Annotated in this window: 17 protein-coding genes, 1 pseudogene and 1 riboswitch; of the genes and pseudogenes, 10 read left to right on the top strand and 8 right to left on the bottom strand. The window is 66.7% G+C overall.

Features of this window, described 5'->3' with window-relative positions:
• Positions 1-864 (bottom strand): universal stress protein, encoded by an 864-nt coding sequence (locus ACIQCM_RS02125; protein ID WP_400603543.1) that lies wholly within the window; start codon positions 862-864, stop codon positions 1-3.
• A 171-nt stretch (positions 865-1035) separates the two neighbouring features.
• Here ACIQCM_RS02125 and ACIQCM_RS02120 point away from each other — a divergent pair, with 171 nt between their 5' ends.
• Together ACIQCM_RS02120 and ACIQCM_RS02115 are read left to right on the top strand one after the other, a co-directional pair.
• Entirely contained in the window at positions 1036-1275 is a 240-nt protein-coding gene (locus ACIQCM_RS02120; protein WP_400603546.1) for a hypothetical protein, read from the top strand.
• A 63-nt stretch (positions 1276-1338) separates the two neighbouring features.
• A complete protein-coding gene (locus ACIQCM_RS02115; protein ID WP_400603548.1) occupies positions 1339-2829 on the top strand; it encodes a YdiU family protein in 1491 nt (496 codons plus the stop codon).
• Positions 2830-2917: 88 nt separating this feature from the next.
• Here the strand turns inward: ACIQCM_RS02115 and ACIQCM_RS02110 are convergent, their stop codons facing one another.
• On the bottom strand, positions 2918-3736 hold the full coding sequence (locus ACIQCM_RS02110; RefSeq protein WP_400603550.1) for a LysM peptidoglycan-binding domain-containing protein: 819 nt from the start codon (positions 3734-3736) through the stop codon (positions 2918-2920).
• A gap of 3 nt (positions 3737-3739) precedes the next feature.
• Positions 3740-3909: riboswitch (cyclic di-AMP (ydaO/yuaA leader) on the bottom strand.
• A 435-nt stretch (positions 3910-4344) separates the two neighbouring features.
• Here ACIQCM_RS02110 and ACIQCM_RS02105 point away from each other — a divergent pair.
• Genes ACIQCM_RS02105 through ACIQCM_RS02095 form a run of 3 tightly spaced genes read left to right on the top strand, consistent with a single transcriptional unit; the run spans position 4345 to position 5655 of the window.
• On the top strand, positions 4345-4701 hold the full coding sequence (locus ACIQCM_RS02105) for a TraR/DksA family transcriptional regulator (protein WP_400603551.1): 357 nt from the start codon (positions 4345-4347) through the stop codon (positions 4699-4701).
• Positions 4698-5210 carry a DNA alkylation repair protein gene (locus ACIQCM_RS02100; RefSeq protein WP_400603553.1) on the top strand — a complete coding sequence of 171 codons (513 nt, stop codon included), beginning with the start codon at positions 4698-4700 and terminating at the stop codon, positions 5208-5210. Before ACIQCM_RS02105 ends, ACIQCM_RS02100 begins: the two co-directional genes overlap by 4 nt.
• Positions 5203-5655: a DUF1810 domain-containing protein gene (locus tag ACIQCM_RS02095; protein ID WP_400603555.1), complete on the top strand. Its 453-nt coding sequence runs from the start codon at positions 5203-5205 to the stop codon at positions 5653-5655. Before ACIQCM_RS02100 ends, ACIQCM_RS02095 begins: the two co-directional genes overlap by 8 nt.
• A 40-nt stretch (positions 5656-5695) precedes the next feature.
• Here ACIQCM_RS02095 and ACIQCM_RS02090 read toward each other — a convergent pair whose 3' ends face one another.
• Positions 5696-6589 carry a glucose 1-dehydrogenase gene (locus tag ACIQCM_RS02090; protein WP_400603557.1) on the bottom strand — a complete coding sequence of 298 codons (894 nt, stop codon included), beginning with the start codon at positions 6587-6589 and terminating at the stop codon, positions 5696-5698.
• A 178-nt stretch (positions 6590-6767) separates the two neighbouring features.
• On the opposite strand from ACIQCM_RS02090, the gene ACIQCM_RS02085 reads away from it, so the two are divergent.
• Positions 6768-6959 (top strand): DUF1918 domain-containing protein, encoded by a 192-nt coding sequence (locus tag ACIQCM_RS02085; RefSeq protein ID WP_377216083.1) that lies wholly within the window; start codon positions 6768-6770, stop codon positions 6957-6959.
• A gap of 85 nt (positions 6960-7044) precedes the next feature.
• Entirely contained in the window at positions 7045-7548 is a 504-nt protein-coding gene (locus ACIQCM_RS02080) for an NUDIX domain-containing protein (RefSeq protein ID WP_400603558.1), read from the top strand.
• On the opposite strand, the gene ACIQCM_RS02075 is transcribed toward ACIQCM_RS02080, so the two are convergent.
• A complete protein-coding gene (locus ACIQCM_RS02075) occupies positions 7545-8222 on the bottom strand; it encodes an endonuclease/exonuclease/phosphatase family protein (protein ID WP_400603559.1) in 678 nt (225 codons plus the stop codon). The genes ACIQCM_RS02080 and ACIQCM_RS02075 overlap by 4 nt on opposite strands.
• Positions 8223-8383: 161 nt before the next feature.
• Between ACIQCM_RS02075 and ACIQCM_RS02070 the strand changes: the two genes are divergently transcribed.
• On the top strand, positions 8384-9187 hold the full coding sequence (locus ACIQCM_RS02070) for a thioesterase family protein (protein ID WP_400603561.1): 804 nt from the start codon (positions 8384-8386) through the stop codon (positions 9185-9187).
• 28 nt (positions 9188-9215) lie between these two features.
• Here ACIQCM_RS02070 and ACIQCM_RS02065 read toward each other — a convergent pair whose 3' ends face one another.
• A complete protein-coding gene (locus ACIQCM_RS02065; protein ID WP_400603563.1) occupies positions 9216-9608 on the bottom strand; it encodes a DUF2177 family protein in 393 nt (130 codons plus the stop codon).
• A 16-nt stretch (positions 9609-9624) separates the two neighbouring features.
• Here ACIQCM_RS02065 and ACIQCM_RS02060 point away from each other — a divergent pair, with 16 nt between their 5' ends.
• Positions 9625-10371: a biotin/lipoate A/B protein ligase family protein gene (locus ACIQCM_RS02060; protein WP_400604281.1), complete on the top strand. Its 747-nt coding sequence runs from the start codon at positions 9625-9627 to the stop codon at positions 10369-10371.
• A 91-nt stretch (positions 10372-10462) separates the two neighbouring features.
• Here the strand turns inward: ACIQCM_RS02060 and ACIQCM_RS02055 are convergent.
• Positions 10463-10624 (bottom strand): annotated as a pseudogene (locus ACIQCM_RS02055) (MBL fold metallo-hydrolase); the annotation flags it as partial.
• Positions 10625-10769: 145 nt separating this feature from the next.
• Positions 10770-11027: a mycoredoxin gene (locus ACIQCM_RS02050; protein WP_050684421.1), complete on the bottom strand. Its 258-nt coding sequence runs from the start codon at positions 11025-11027 to the stop codon at positions 10770-10772.
• Positions 11028-11125: 98 nt separating this feature from the next.
• Between ACIQCM_RS02050 and ACIQCM_RS02045 the strand changes: the two genes are divergently transcribed.
• On the top strand, positions 11126-11890 hold the full coding sequence (locus ACIQCM_RS02045) for an SOS response-associated peptidase (RefSeq protein ID WP_400603564.1): 765 nt from the start codon (positions 11126-11128) through the stop codon (positions 11888-11890).
• Positions 11891-11926: 36 nt separating this feature from the next.
• On the opposite strand, the gene ACIQCM_RS02040 is transcribed toward ACIQCM_RS02045, so the two are convergent.
• Positions 11927-12349: a VOC family protein gene (locus tag ACIQCM_RS02040; RefSeq protein ID WP_400603566.1), complete on the bottom strand. Its 423-nt coding sequence runs from the start codon at positions 12347-12349 to the stop codon at positions 11927-11929.
• Positions 12350-12368: the final 19 nt, after the last annotated feature.

Genomic DNA, 12368 nt, shown 5'->3' with positions numbered 1-12368 from the left:
TCATTTCTGGTTCAGTGGCCGAATTCGCGTGATGATCGTGGGGCAGGGCAGGCGCTTGAGGACACCGTGTGCCGTTGAGCCCAGGACAAGCCGGCTGATCCCGCCGCGTCCCCGGTTGCCGACCACCAGCAGCCTGGCACCCTCTGCTGCCTGAACCAGGGCCTGCGCCGGATCGCGGCCCGGCTCGAGCCGCTGGTGAACCACCAGGTCCGGATAGTCGGCCATCAGACCGGCGACGGTTTCAGAGAGAACGATCCGCTCCTCTTTTTCCATCAGCTCGGCAACGAGTTCCGGGGTGAATCCTGCATCCGGAAGACGGTCAGGGGGGCTGTAGGCGTACACCACGGTCAGCTCGTCGCCCTCCCGGTCCGCCTCGGCGGCTGCAAAGGCCACCGCGCGCACCGCTTCTTCCGATCCGTCGACGCCGACCACCACCCCGGGCCGGCCCTCCGTAGCCTGGGTTCCGACGACGGCGACAGGGACATCCGCCGACGACGCCACCTGCAGCGCCCGGTCGGCAAGCACGCCGCCGAGGTGCCCGCTGCCGGACCCCACCACCAGCATGGACACCCGGTCCGAATAGTTGGCCAGGGACCGGCCCACTCCGCCAGCCAGGACGGCGGTACTGACCTCAAGGGATGGGAACGCCCGCGCCCGTGCCGCTGCGGCCTCAAGGATCCGTTCCCCAGACTCCTGGAGTACGCTGCGCCACGGGTAGGGTTCGGAAAGCCAACGCTCGTCCACGACGTGCAGGATCACCAGCGGGAGCCGGTCCCTGTGGGCCCGCCGGGCCGCCCAGGACACTGCTGCGTGGCTCTGGGGCGTGTCATTCGTGCCGACGGCAATGGGCTTGCGGGCTGCCATGTCCTGCTCCTGCGGGGTCCTTTACGGGCGTATGCCACCAGCGTGGCCGCAAAACCCCCGGGGAGGTAGGGCCCAAAGTCACCCTTTTCCCATGCCTGGCCGTTCACACAGCACCATCTTCATCAGTATGCTTACTTTATTGACTGATCCGATACGTGGAAAGGCATCACCATGACTGAGCAGGAGCTCCCCGACGACGAACTGGAAGTTGTTCCGGAGCAGGACGTCATCCTGGACGAGGCCCCCGGCGCTGCCTCTTCCCTCGAACTGGACCCCGTCCACGGAGAACCGGACAGCTATCCGGGCGCTGCCGAGGAAAACCCGGACGCCTGGCAGGAGGACCCACTGCTCCAGGAGGAGGCCCAGGCCGGGGAACATGGCGACTTTCCCGGCGGGCACGCAGTCACGTGAGGCTGCCGTGAGCGGCCACCCAGTGACGGCCCGCAGCGCGCCGGGCGGGGCTAGGGTTAACCCATGAGCGGTGTAGCGGAATCGACCGTCAGCTTTCAATCACGTTTCGCCCGGGAGCTGCCCGAACTTGCTGTTCCCTGGCAGGCGGAAGAGGCGCCCGAACCCCGGCTGCTCGTCCTCAACGAGGCCCTCGCAGGGGAGTTGGGACTGGACCTGGCTTTCCTGCGCAGCCCGGAGGGCGCCAGGTTCCTGGTGGGCAACGACGTCCCGCCGGACGCTGCGCCGGTCGCCCAGGCGTATGCCGGGCATCAGTTCGGCGGCTATTCGCCGCTGCTCGGCGACGGGCGCGCCCTCCTCCTGGGTGAGCTGCCGCTGCACGGGAGTTCGTCCGACGGCGACCGGTTGCGGGACATCCACCTCAAAGGGTCGGGCCGCACACCCTTTGCCAGAGCCGGGGACGGCCGTGCCGTCGTCGGACCCATGCTTCGCGAGTACCTGGTGAGCGAGGCGATGCACGCGCTGGGAATCCCCACCACCCGCTCCCTGGCCGTGGTTGCCACCGGCCGCCCCGTGCGCCGTGACACGATGCTGCCCGGTGCGGTGCTGGCACGGGTTGCCGCCAGCCACCTGCGCGTGGGTACGTTCCAGTACGCGCGGGCCACGGACAATCCCGACCTGTTGCGCAGGCTCGCTGACCACGCCATAGCACGCCACTATGCGGCGGCAGCGCAGGCCGGCAACCCTTACCTGGCGCTGTTCAGGGCCGTGGTTGAGGCCCAGGCGTCGCTGGTGGCGCAGTGGATGCTGGTGGGGTTTGTCCATGGCGTCATGAATACGGACAACATGACCATCTCCGGTGAAACCATTGACTACGGGCCCTGCGCCTTCATGGACGCATTCAATCCGGCCGCCGTGTACAGCTCCATCGACACCGGCGGGAGGTACGCCTACGCCAACCAGCCTGTGGTGGCGGAGTGGAACCTGGCCCGCCTGGCCGAATCGCTGCTTCCCCTTATCAACGAGGACCAGGAAAAAGCGGTAGAGCCCGCAGTGGAAGTGCTGGGGGAGTTCCGCCGCCGCTACAGCGACGCCTGGACAGCGGGCATGGCCTCGAAGCTGGGTCTGGCCGGACATCCGGCAGGAAGCCCGGAGGCAGCGGAGGTGTCCCAACTGGTCGACGGCGTCATAGCCCTGCTTAGGGACGGTCCGGTGGACTATACGCAGTTTTTCCGCCGCCTCGGCGATGCGGCCCTCGGAAACACCGGGCCGGCGCGCGGAATGGTCCTGGACCTTGCCGCCTTCGATGCCTGGGCGGAGCGGTGGCGGGCCATGGCGCCGGACGCCAGCCTGATGGACCGCGTCAATCCCGTCTATATCCCGCGCAACCACCTGGTGGAAGAAGCCCTGGATGCAGCCACCGCAGGTGACATCGGCCCGTTCCAGCGCCTCGTCGCAGTCCTCTCCGAGCCATACCGGCGGCGGCCGGGGCTGGAGCGCTACGAGGAGGCAGCCCCCGAAAGCTTTGGTGATTACCTGACGTTCTGCGGAACCTGAACGCCAGCCAACTGCCGGATGTTTAAGGGGGAAAGGGCGGCATTCGGGATGATTTCCGAATGCCGCCCTTTCCGGCCCTTGGTGCTGCCTAGGCCACGCGCACGAAGGAGGCGCCGGCGAGCCAGCTGAGCGAGTGCACGTCCGTCTTGTAGCCGTCGATGCCGCCGCTCACAACCTGGCCGTCGCCGGCGTAAACGCCGACGTGGCCGGAGGTGATCACCAGGTCGCCGGGGGCCGGGGTGGAGACCACGGTTCCGTACTGGTAGAACTGCGTGGGGGCAAGGTCGCCAACGCTCTTTCCGACCGAGCGCAGGGCGGTCTCGACCATGGCGGTGCAGTCCTGGTTGATTCCGATCTGGCTGTAGGCGGAGGCGAGGATCCCTGCGCCGGTGCCCGTGCCGGTGGACTCGGCCGGCGCGGTGGACGCGTAGGACAGGTTCATGCCGGTGTTCGTCGGCGCCGCTGCAGTCGTTTGGACCGGTGCGGGTGCGGGCGCAGGTGCAACTGCCGGTGCAGCCGCCGCAGAGCCTGCGCCGGGGATCTCGATCTGGTCGCCCGGGTAGATGATCGTGTCGATGGAGAGGCCGTTGACCGCGAGGACATCGGCCAGAGCCACACCGTGGGCAGCGGAGATCGCGCCCAGGGTGTCGCCGGAAACCACGGTGTGCACGGTGGCAGCAGTTGCCGCGGCAGCAGTTGCCGCGGGTGCGGAGGACGTCTGGACCGACGTTGCTTCAGCGTCCGGGCCGCTCACACCTGCCTGGGCGGGGGCGCCGACGCTGAGCGCAATGCCGGATGCCGCGGCTACTGCCAGTGCGGGACGGCCGAAGGTCCGGGCCAGGCCTTGGACGGTGATGGAGCCGGTCGGAGTTGCACGATGACGGGCGGTGGTGGAAATTTTTGACACAGTGAATCGCCTCTCCCATGCCTGCGGGGTGAGCTGTCGGGTTCGGGCTGGAGATGCCCGGTCGGAAGCATCCGCACAAGCGGAAAGGCTTTCGACTTAACCCCTAGGCCTCAATGAGGCCGTGGAAACTTGGTTCCCCCGTCCCTGCCAATTGGAAACGGTGGTATCCCGGTCCAGCGGCAGGGCTCGGCAGGCTGGTGGGAATGTCCCATCGGGGAGGGACACCACTCGACCGTAACCCGCCGTCCACCTAAATGTCACGTTTGGATAACATCCGAGGCCCTTCTCTCGGATTAGGCTATCGTTTGGATTCACCCTGCATGGCGCGCTGACCTCGAAAGACGCCCGCAGCCGACGGGTCCGAAGTGAAATGCATCACATCGTAACAATCCCGGACTGCTGCCTGCGGTTTGCGCGCCTGCAAGCTCAGTCAGCCCTTGAAGGATGTGGTATTGCGGACTATGTCCCGGGGCCGCGATCACGGCCCCGCGCCGTGCCCCCGGAAGCCTGCATCCGTGACCGGTGGTGGTCGCCCTGCAGGGCATGGGGCCATTGGATGGCGGTGGGCCGGTACTGACGTGCGTGGCGGCCGGGGCTAGGCTTTGGGCATGCCTGATTTTGAGCGGTTCCGGCTGATGCTGGAGGAGGAACGCACCCGCAAGGTGGCGCTCCTGCCGGCCCTTCGTGCGGATATCGCCTCGGCTAATTCGGCACGTCAGAACGCAAATGTGGACGACGAACACGATCCAGAAGGCTCCACCATCGCGTTTGAACTGTCGCAGGCCTCCGCGCTCCTCAAGCAGAGCAGCGCCGGCCTGGACCAGGTGGAGGCCGCGCTGGACCGAATCGATGACGGGACGTACGGCATCTGCGCGGTGTGCGGCGAAGCCATTGCGGAGGGCCGTCTGGAGGCCAGGCCCTGGACGCCCTATTGCATCACGCACGCAGCGGCGGGACGCCGGTGACAGCGGTCCAGGATGTGGCCGCATTCATCGACCGCACGTTGCAGAACGAGGGTACCTGGTACAGGGCGGACGACGTCGAGGGGCGGCTGGGCGGCAGTCTGGCCTCCTACGGGGCATCTGTGGGTGCCGTGCGGGGAACCGTCAGGGACGCGCTGCGGAAGTTCCGGGACCTGGACCATGACGGGGTGGTGTTCCTGGCTTCGGCACTTTGGGGCGTGCCGAAGCCGGGGAGCAGGCCTGTCTTTGAACGGAGACTTGCAGCGGTGGTGCTGCTTCAGGCAAGGGTGGGTCTGCTGCGGCACACCGACCTGACCCGCATCGAAGGGTTCCTCAGGTCCGCGCACACCCCGGAACTGACAGATCCGCTCATGGCCGACGTCCTTGTTCCGCTGCTTGGCGCACTCGGCGAAAAGGACCGGAGGCGGGCCGTTTCGGTGCTGGATCGCTGGAAGGCGGATCCGGATCGTCAGCTACGGGCCGCGGCCCGGATCGGAGGGAACCATGAATGACCGGTACAACCTTGAGCGGTTCACGGCCGCCCAGGACAGCGGTGGGACATACCACCAGGCTTTGGCCGAGCTGCAGACAGGGCATAAACGCAGCCACTGGATGTGGTTTGTGTTCCCGCAGGTTGCCGGGCTCGGCCAAAGCCCCACGTCACAGCGCTACGCGATCGGATCTCTCGAAGAAGCCAGAGCCTATCTGGCGCATCCGGTGCTGGGCCCCCGGCTCCTGGAATGCGCACAGGCACTCGCCGCCCATGCCGGGCGCTCCGCGGACGAAATCCTGGGCGGCATCGACGCGCGCAAACTGCACTCGTCCGCGACCCTGTTCCTCCGCGCAGCGCCTGGGGAGACGGTGTTCAAGACCGTCCTCGCCACGTTCTTCGACGGCGTGCCCGACGCCGCGACGGACCGGCTGCTGTTGGACATGCCGGACCAGGCGGCAGAATAGCTGCGCTCCGGCGGCGGCGCCGGCAGCCGGTCGTGCCGGGCTACGGCGTTGGGTTGCCGCCGTTGACGTTCAGCGTCTCGCCCACCACGTAACTGGACTCCGGCGAGGCCAGGAAGACGTAGGCAGGTGCCAGCTCGGCCGGCTGGCCGGCGCGCCCCAGGGGAGTGGACTGCCCGAATTCCGGCAGTTTTTCCTTGGGCTGGCCGCTGCTGACCTGCAGCGGTGTCCAGATGGGACCCGGCGCCACGGCATTGACCCGGATGCCCTTGGGCGCAAGCTGCTGCGCCAGGCCCTTGGTGAAGTTGTTGATGCTGGCCTTGGTGGTGGCGTAATCGACCAACGTCGGGGAAGGGCTGTAGGCCTGGATGGAGGTGGTGTTGATGATGGTCGAGCCCGGCGGCATATGCGGCAGGGCGGCCTTGGTGAGCCAGAACATGGCATACACATTGGTCTTAAGCGTGTGGTCGAACTGCTCATCCGTGATGCCTGCCAGTTCCTCCTGGGCCACCTGCTTGCCGGCGTTGTTCACCAGGATGTCGATGCTGCCCAGGGCCGACACTGCGGTGTCCACCACTTCCCGGCACACGGCGGGATCCTTGAGGTCGCCCGGCACCTTGACGGCCTTCCGCCCGCTGGCCTCGATGAGGCCCGCAATGCGCCCGGCATCCTCCTCTTCCTCGGGCAGGTAAGAAAGGACGACGTCGGCCCCCTCCCGGGCGAACGCGATGGCTGTCGCGGCGCCGATGCCGGAGTCGGCACCTGTCACGATCGCCTTCCGGCCTTCCAGGCGGCCGGTTCCGCGGTAGGTTTCTTCGCCGAGGTCTGCCTTGGGAACCAGTGCCGCATCCAGGCCCGGCTCCGGCTGGTGCTGCTTCGGCGGGGAGATTTCCTCGTACGCGGTGACCGGGTTGCGAAAGGTGTACTGGTCTGTCATGGGTGGTCCTCCTGACGACTGGGAATGCTTCGCAGCAAAAGTAAGTAGGCTTACATTTCTACCCTAGGCATTGAAGCTCTCCCTGCCAACCCGCAAACCGGCCGCAGGTGGAAACCGGGTGAGGCGCCCCTGTCGCGTCCACGGCCGCAGTCGTAATCTGGGACTGGAGGTGAATGCGATGGAGGCAGCACAGGGAGACCGCATCATCGTGCACGGACGGAACGTCGGGTCCTCCGACCGGCACGGCGTTATTGTCGAAGTCAGGGGGCCTGGCGGGACACCGCCGTACCTGGTCCGCTTTGACGACGGCCACGAAACAGTCATGTACCCCGGCGGTGATTTCGCCGTAGACCGCGGGCACGGTAACTGAACCACTTTTTGCTGAAGCATTTTTACTGAAGCCGCCTGTTACGAACGGGTGCGCCGCGGAGGGTGCGCCTGTCAGACTGGTGCGCATGGATCATTCAGTGACTTCCACCCCGCCCGTCCGGACCGGCCCGCGTGATCCCGGCGATGCCTGGGTGGAGGGCGGGCAGGGACGGTTTTGGGGCCGCTTCGGCGCCGCCGGCGTGCTGGCCTACGATCCCGCGAAGGGCGTCCTGCTGCAGCACCGCGCCACCTGGAGTCACAACGGCGGCACCTGGGGCCTGCCCGGAGGTGCGCTGCACGAGGGGGAAGGGGCAGTGGCCGGTGCCCTCCGTGAGGCGTGGGAGGAAGCTGCGGTTCCGGCGTCGAACGTTGATGTCCTCTTCACCTCGGTGCTGGACCTGGGCTACTGGTCCTACACCACCGTGGTGGTGCTGGCGCGTGAGCCGTTCGACCCGGTGATCAGTGATCCCGAGAGCATTGAATTACTCTGGGTGCCGCTGGCCGACGTGGAGCGCAAGGAACTGCACCCCGGCTTCGCTGCTGCCTGGCCGGAACTGCGGAAGCGGCTGGAAGCCCGGAAACCCGCCTAATAGTCCGGACCGTACTCCGCCGTCACCAGGATGGGAAGATGGTCCGAGTTCCCGCGCGGCAGTGTCTCCACGCTCTGGATGTCCAGTCCCAGCGACGTGGCGAAATCGAAGTGGCCCTTGAATACCTTGTACCGCGTGTACGTCCGGCGGTTGCTGAGGGACAGCGCATAGCCTGAGTTCTTCATGTGCATGTCCAGGTTCTTGGTGAAGAACGGGTAGTTGAAATCACCCACCATGAGCGTCATCAGGCCTTTACCCATGGTCAGGAGTTCAGCGTGCGCCGCGTGGATCTGTTTGCGGCGCAGCGAGTTGGATGCCGTCAGCGGGGCAGCGTGAAAGGAGCCGATCACCAGTTCGTGCTGGGTCTCATTGTCCATGACCCGCGTGCCGATCAGGCGCTCATGTGCCGGGGCCAGCACCCGGTCATGCATCGACTTCTTCAGCGCGAACGACTGCGTGTTCATGGCCGTGAAGCGGCTGGTGCGGTAATAGATGGCCAGCCCCAGCCGGTTGCCCTTGGTGGCGTCGGCCAGATGGAGCGGGCCCAGCGTCTCCGGCAGGTCGCTGGAATCCACTTCCTGCAGGCACATCGCATCGATGTCATGGTTCCGGGCCAGGGCAAGGAGCTCGCCGCTGGCCTTGTGTTTGCGGAGGTTGTAGCTGATGACGCGCATGTAACTCCTCTTCCGAGGGTTGCTGACAGGACCCAGTTCCTGAGTCTACCCAGACGGCGCCGTCCGGACTCCAACATTTCGGCGAGTCCCGGCGGCGGGATGTTTTGGACAAGCCGTTAGAGTTAGTGCCGATTCACTTAAACATGCAGAAGGGGCCAACGGTGACCACAGACCTGCCTGAACTGGCTGAAGGACATTTCTACTACCAGGAGCTCGACGGCGGCCGGTTCCGTTCCACGATCCACGCCCAGGGTGCCTGGAACGTCCACGAGCAGCACATGGCGCCGGCCTCCGGCCTTTTGGCCGATCGCCTGGAGCGGCACGAACCCCGCACCGACATGCGGATGGCACGGCTCAGCTATGAAATCCTCGGCCTGATCCCCGGCGGCGACTTCCATATTGAAACCACCACGCTCCGGCCCGGCCGGACCATCGAACTGGTCCAGGCTGAGCTCGTGGCCAACGGCCGCACCGCCATCCGGGCCACCGCCTGGCGCATGGCCACCTCGGACACCTCAGCCGTTGCCGCCATGGAGGATGCCGCCATTGCCGGGCCGGACGATTGCAAGCCCTACGACGGGTCCGCCGTCTGGCCCGGCGGCTATATCCGCTCCCTCGAGATGCGCGTGGCCGAAGGGCATCGCCCGGGCGCCGGCAAGGTCTGGCTCCGCACCGATCACCCCCTGACGGACCGGGCGGACAGCGGCGACCTGGCCCGTCTCATGGGCATGGTGGATACGGCCAACGGCATCGCCGCACGCGTTCCCCCGGGCAAGGACAGCTATGCCTTCCCCAACCTGGACCTGCAGATCCACATGTACCGCCGCCCGGAAGGCGAATGGCTGGGACTGGACAACGCCGTGTCCTTTGGCCGGGACGGAATCGGCCTGACTTCCACGGTGCTTCACGACCTTCAGGGGCCCTTTGGCCGGGCCGAGCAGATCCTGACGCTGCGCCGCACCTGAGTCCTGGCCCTGCGCCGGGCTCCGCGCGTCAGGACCTGTTGTGGAACACCAGCCAGCCGGCAACGGTGGACAGCCCGGTCAGGGCAGCACCCCACAGGACGTCCACCACTACCAGCCGCAGCGGCCACACCTTCAGGGTGGCCGCGTTGGTCAGGTCATAGGTGGCGTAGGCGAAGGCGCCCAAAGCGGCACCGTAGCCCAGCGCGGTCAGCCAGGTGCCGCCGTCGAGCGCGGGACGAAGGGCGAAGAAGACGATTCCGGCGATGTAAAGGACGTAGAAGCCCACCGCGTAACCTAGGTGTGGCTTGTCCGCCAGCAGCTCCCCGATGTGACTGCGGTAGAACGGGTTCATGAGCTTGAGCCAGACGGCGTCAATCACGGCGAACGCGGCGGCGACAACGAGGAATTGCAAGATGACCATAAAGGAGCTTAGCAACATGCAGGACACCGGCCCCGGAGGGCGCACCCTGACGGTGGTGCGTCAGGAAACGTCGCTGGGCGCCGGGCGGGACCTTGAGTTCGGCCTGGAACTGCTGGCCAGGGCCAAGGCGGGCGGACTTGGACCCACCCTGCGGCTCTACCGGCCGGAGCCCACGGTGGCGTTCGGCCAGCGGGACACCAGGCTGCCCGGCTTCGCGGCCGCTGAACAGGCGTGCCGCGATGACGGCTTTGAGCCGCTGGTCCGCAGGGCCGGCGGGCGTGCGGCGGCGTACCATCAAGGCACACTGGTGGTGGATCATATCGAACCGGACCATGACGCCATCGCCGGATCAAAGACGCGCTTCGGCTACTTTGGCGGTCTCTTCGCCGAAACGCTGCTCAGGGTCGGAGTGCAGGCCGCAGTGGGCGAGATTCCCGGCGAGTACTGCCCCGGGGAATTCAGCGTGCACGGCACCGATGCCGCCAACGGCTCGCAGATCAAGCTGGTAGGCACCGCCCAGCGCGTGGTGGCCGGGGGCTGGCTGTTCAGTTCCGTGATCGTGGTGGAGGATTCCGGGCCCATCCGGAAGGTTCTGACGGACACCTACGCGGCGCTTGGTCTGGAGTGGGAACCGTCCACCGCCGGCGCGGCGGACGACCTGGTGCCCGGCCTTGACGTGGACGCCGTGGAAAAGGCGCTGCTGGAAACCTATGCGGGCCACGCCAGCCTGGCGGCGGCTCCCTTCAGCAGCCTGGAGGCGTGACCCGCGCAGGAGGCCGCGGTCAGTGCCCGCGTGCGATCCATTCGTCCAGCTGCGGCGCCTCGGCGCCGGTGGTGGTGCTCTCGCCATGCCCGTGGCCGCGGGTCAGCAGGATGGCCTTGAAAGTCCGGCTTCGCACTGCGGCGGCCACCGCGTCGGCGTCGTGCGCGGGGTCGATCACCACGCAGTCGCTGTCATTGCCCACGATCCACACGGTGTTGTCGACGTCCCAGGTGCCGACGTCGGGCGAAAACGTCCGGGCGCACCCTTGGGGCGGGCGATGACACCTTTGACTTTATGGACCATGGAAGGCTTCCCTAATGCAGATGGACAGAACGGGACCGGCAGCGCACCGCCGGTCCCGTTCTGTCTATCAAACGCGCTTTCTGGGGCGCTTTCCGCTACGCGGCCAGGCGGGTCCTGACCTCGGCGGCAGAGGGGTTGGTGGCAGCGGTGCCGTCCGGGAAGAGGACCGTGGGAACCGTGCGGTTGCCCCCGTTAAGCTGCTCCACGAGCTCGGCGGTGCCGTCCACTTCCTCGATGTTGATCTCGGTGTACCCGATGCCCTGCGCGTCCAGCTGCTTCTTCAGCCGGTTGCAGTAGCCGCACCAGGTGGTGGAAAACATGGTGATGGTGCCGGATTCGGGAGTGAAGTCCACAGGGCTCTCCTTGCTGTTGGTAATGGGGTCCGTCGGGGTCAACGGTATCGCGACCGGCGCTATTCCCGGGCGGCTTCGCAGGATGGCATGCTGGAGCCATGTGTGGACGCTATGTGATGGCACGTGCCGTGGGTGACCTGCTGGCCGGGTTCGACGCCGCCCTGGAGGACGAGGTGCACATCCCGCCGTCGTGGAACGTGGCGCCCACCGATGAGGTTCCCATCGTCCTGGAGCGCCTGGTGGAGGACGGCGGACCAGCGCCACGGCACGTGCGCCAGCTGCACGTGGCGCGCTGGGGCCTGGTGCCCTCCTGGGCGAAGGATCCCTCGATCGGTTCCCGGATGATCAATGCCCGGAGTGAGTCCGTGCTGGAAAAGCCGGCTTTCCGGAAGGCTGTGCGGTCCCGGCGCTGCGCCGTCCCCGCGGACGGCTACTACGAATGGAAGCAGGGGCCCGGCAAAGCTAAGCAGCCCTATTATGTGCACCCCGGCACGGACCACGGGCTGGCCTTTGCCGGCCTCTACGAATGGTGGAAAGACCCTTCCGTGCCGGACGGGGAGCCGGCACGCTGGCTGCTCTCCACTTCCATCCTGACGGCAGACACCCCGCCGCCCGGGACGGAATCAACTGTCTTCGGCAAGCTGACGGAGCTGCATGACCGGGTGCCGCTGCCCATGGACAAGGACACCATGCGTGCCTGGCTCGACCCTGCAGCGGACGACGCCGCGGAACTGGTGGATCTGGTCCGGGCGCGGGTGCGGGACGTGGCGGCGGACTGGAAAGTGGAAACGGTTGGCCGGGAGGTGGGCAACGTACGCAATAACGGCCCGGAACTCATCCGGCCGGTGGAGGCGCTGTTCTAGCAGCCCCTCAAGCAGCCCGTCTGGCGGCGGCGCCGCTCAGACGGTGACCGTGCCGGCGTCGTCCACTGTCCAGGAGGGGTTGTACGCAACTTCCCAGCGGAAGCCGTCCGGGTCCGCAAAGTAGCCGCTGTAACCGCCCCAGGGCTGGGTGACCGGTTCGGCGATGATGCTTGCGCCGGCAGCGGCCGCCTCCGCCATGACCCGGTCCACCTCATCGGTGCCGGGCAGGTTGTGGCTCAGTGTAATGCAGGGAACCGGGCCAGGGGCGTCCACGCCCGCCTCGGCCTGCATCTGGCCTGCATCCCAGAGGGAGAGGACCAGGCCGTGGTTGACCTGTATGAATACGACGTCGCCCTCCAGTTCGCGGTGGACCGGCCATCCGAGTCCGTCGACGTAGAACGCGCGGGACGCGGCAACACTGCGGACACCTAGCGAGATGAAGTCGACTCTGGGTTGCATGCTTCGATACTGTCAGACG

It is taken from the genome of Pseudarthrobacter sp. NPDC092439, from assembly GCF_044754945.1.
Taxonomy (GTDB): Bacteria; Actinomycetota; Actinomycetes; order Actinomycetales; family Micrococcaceae; genus Arthrobacter.
This window is presented reverse-complemented; position numbering and strand designations above follow the sequence as displayed.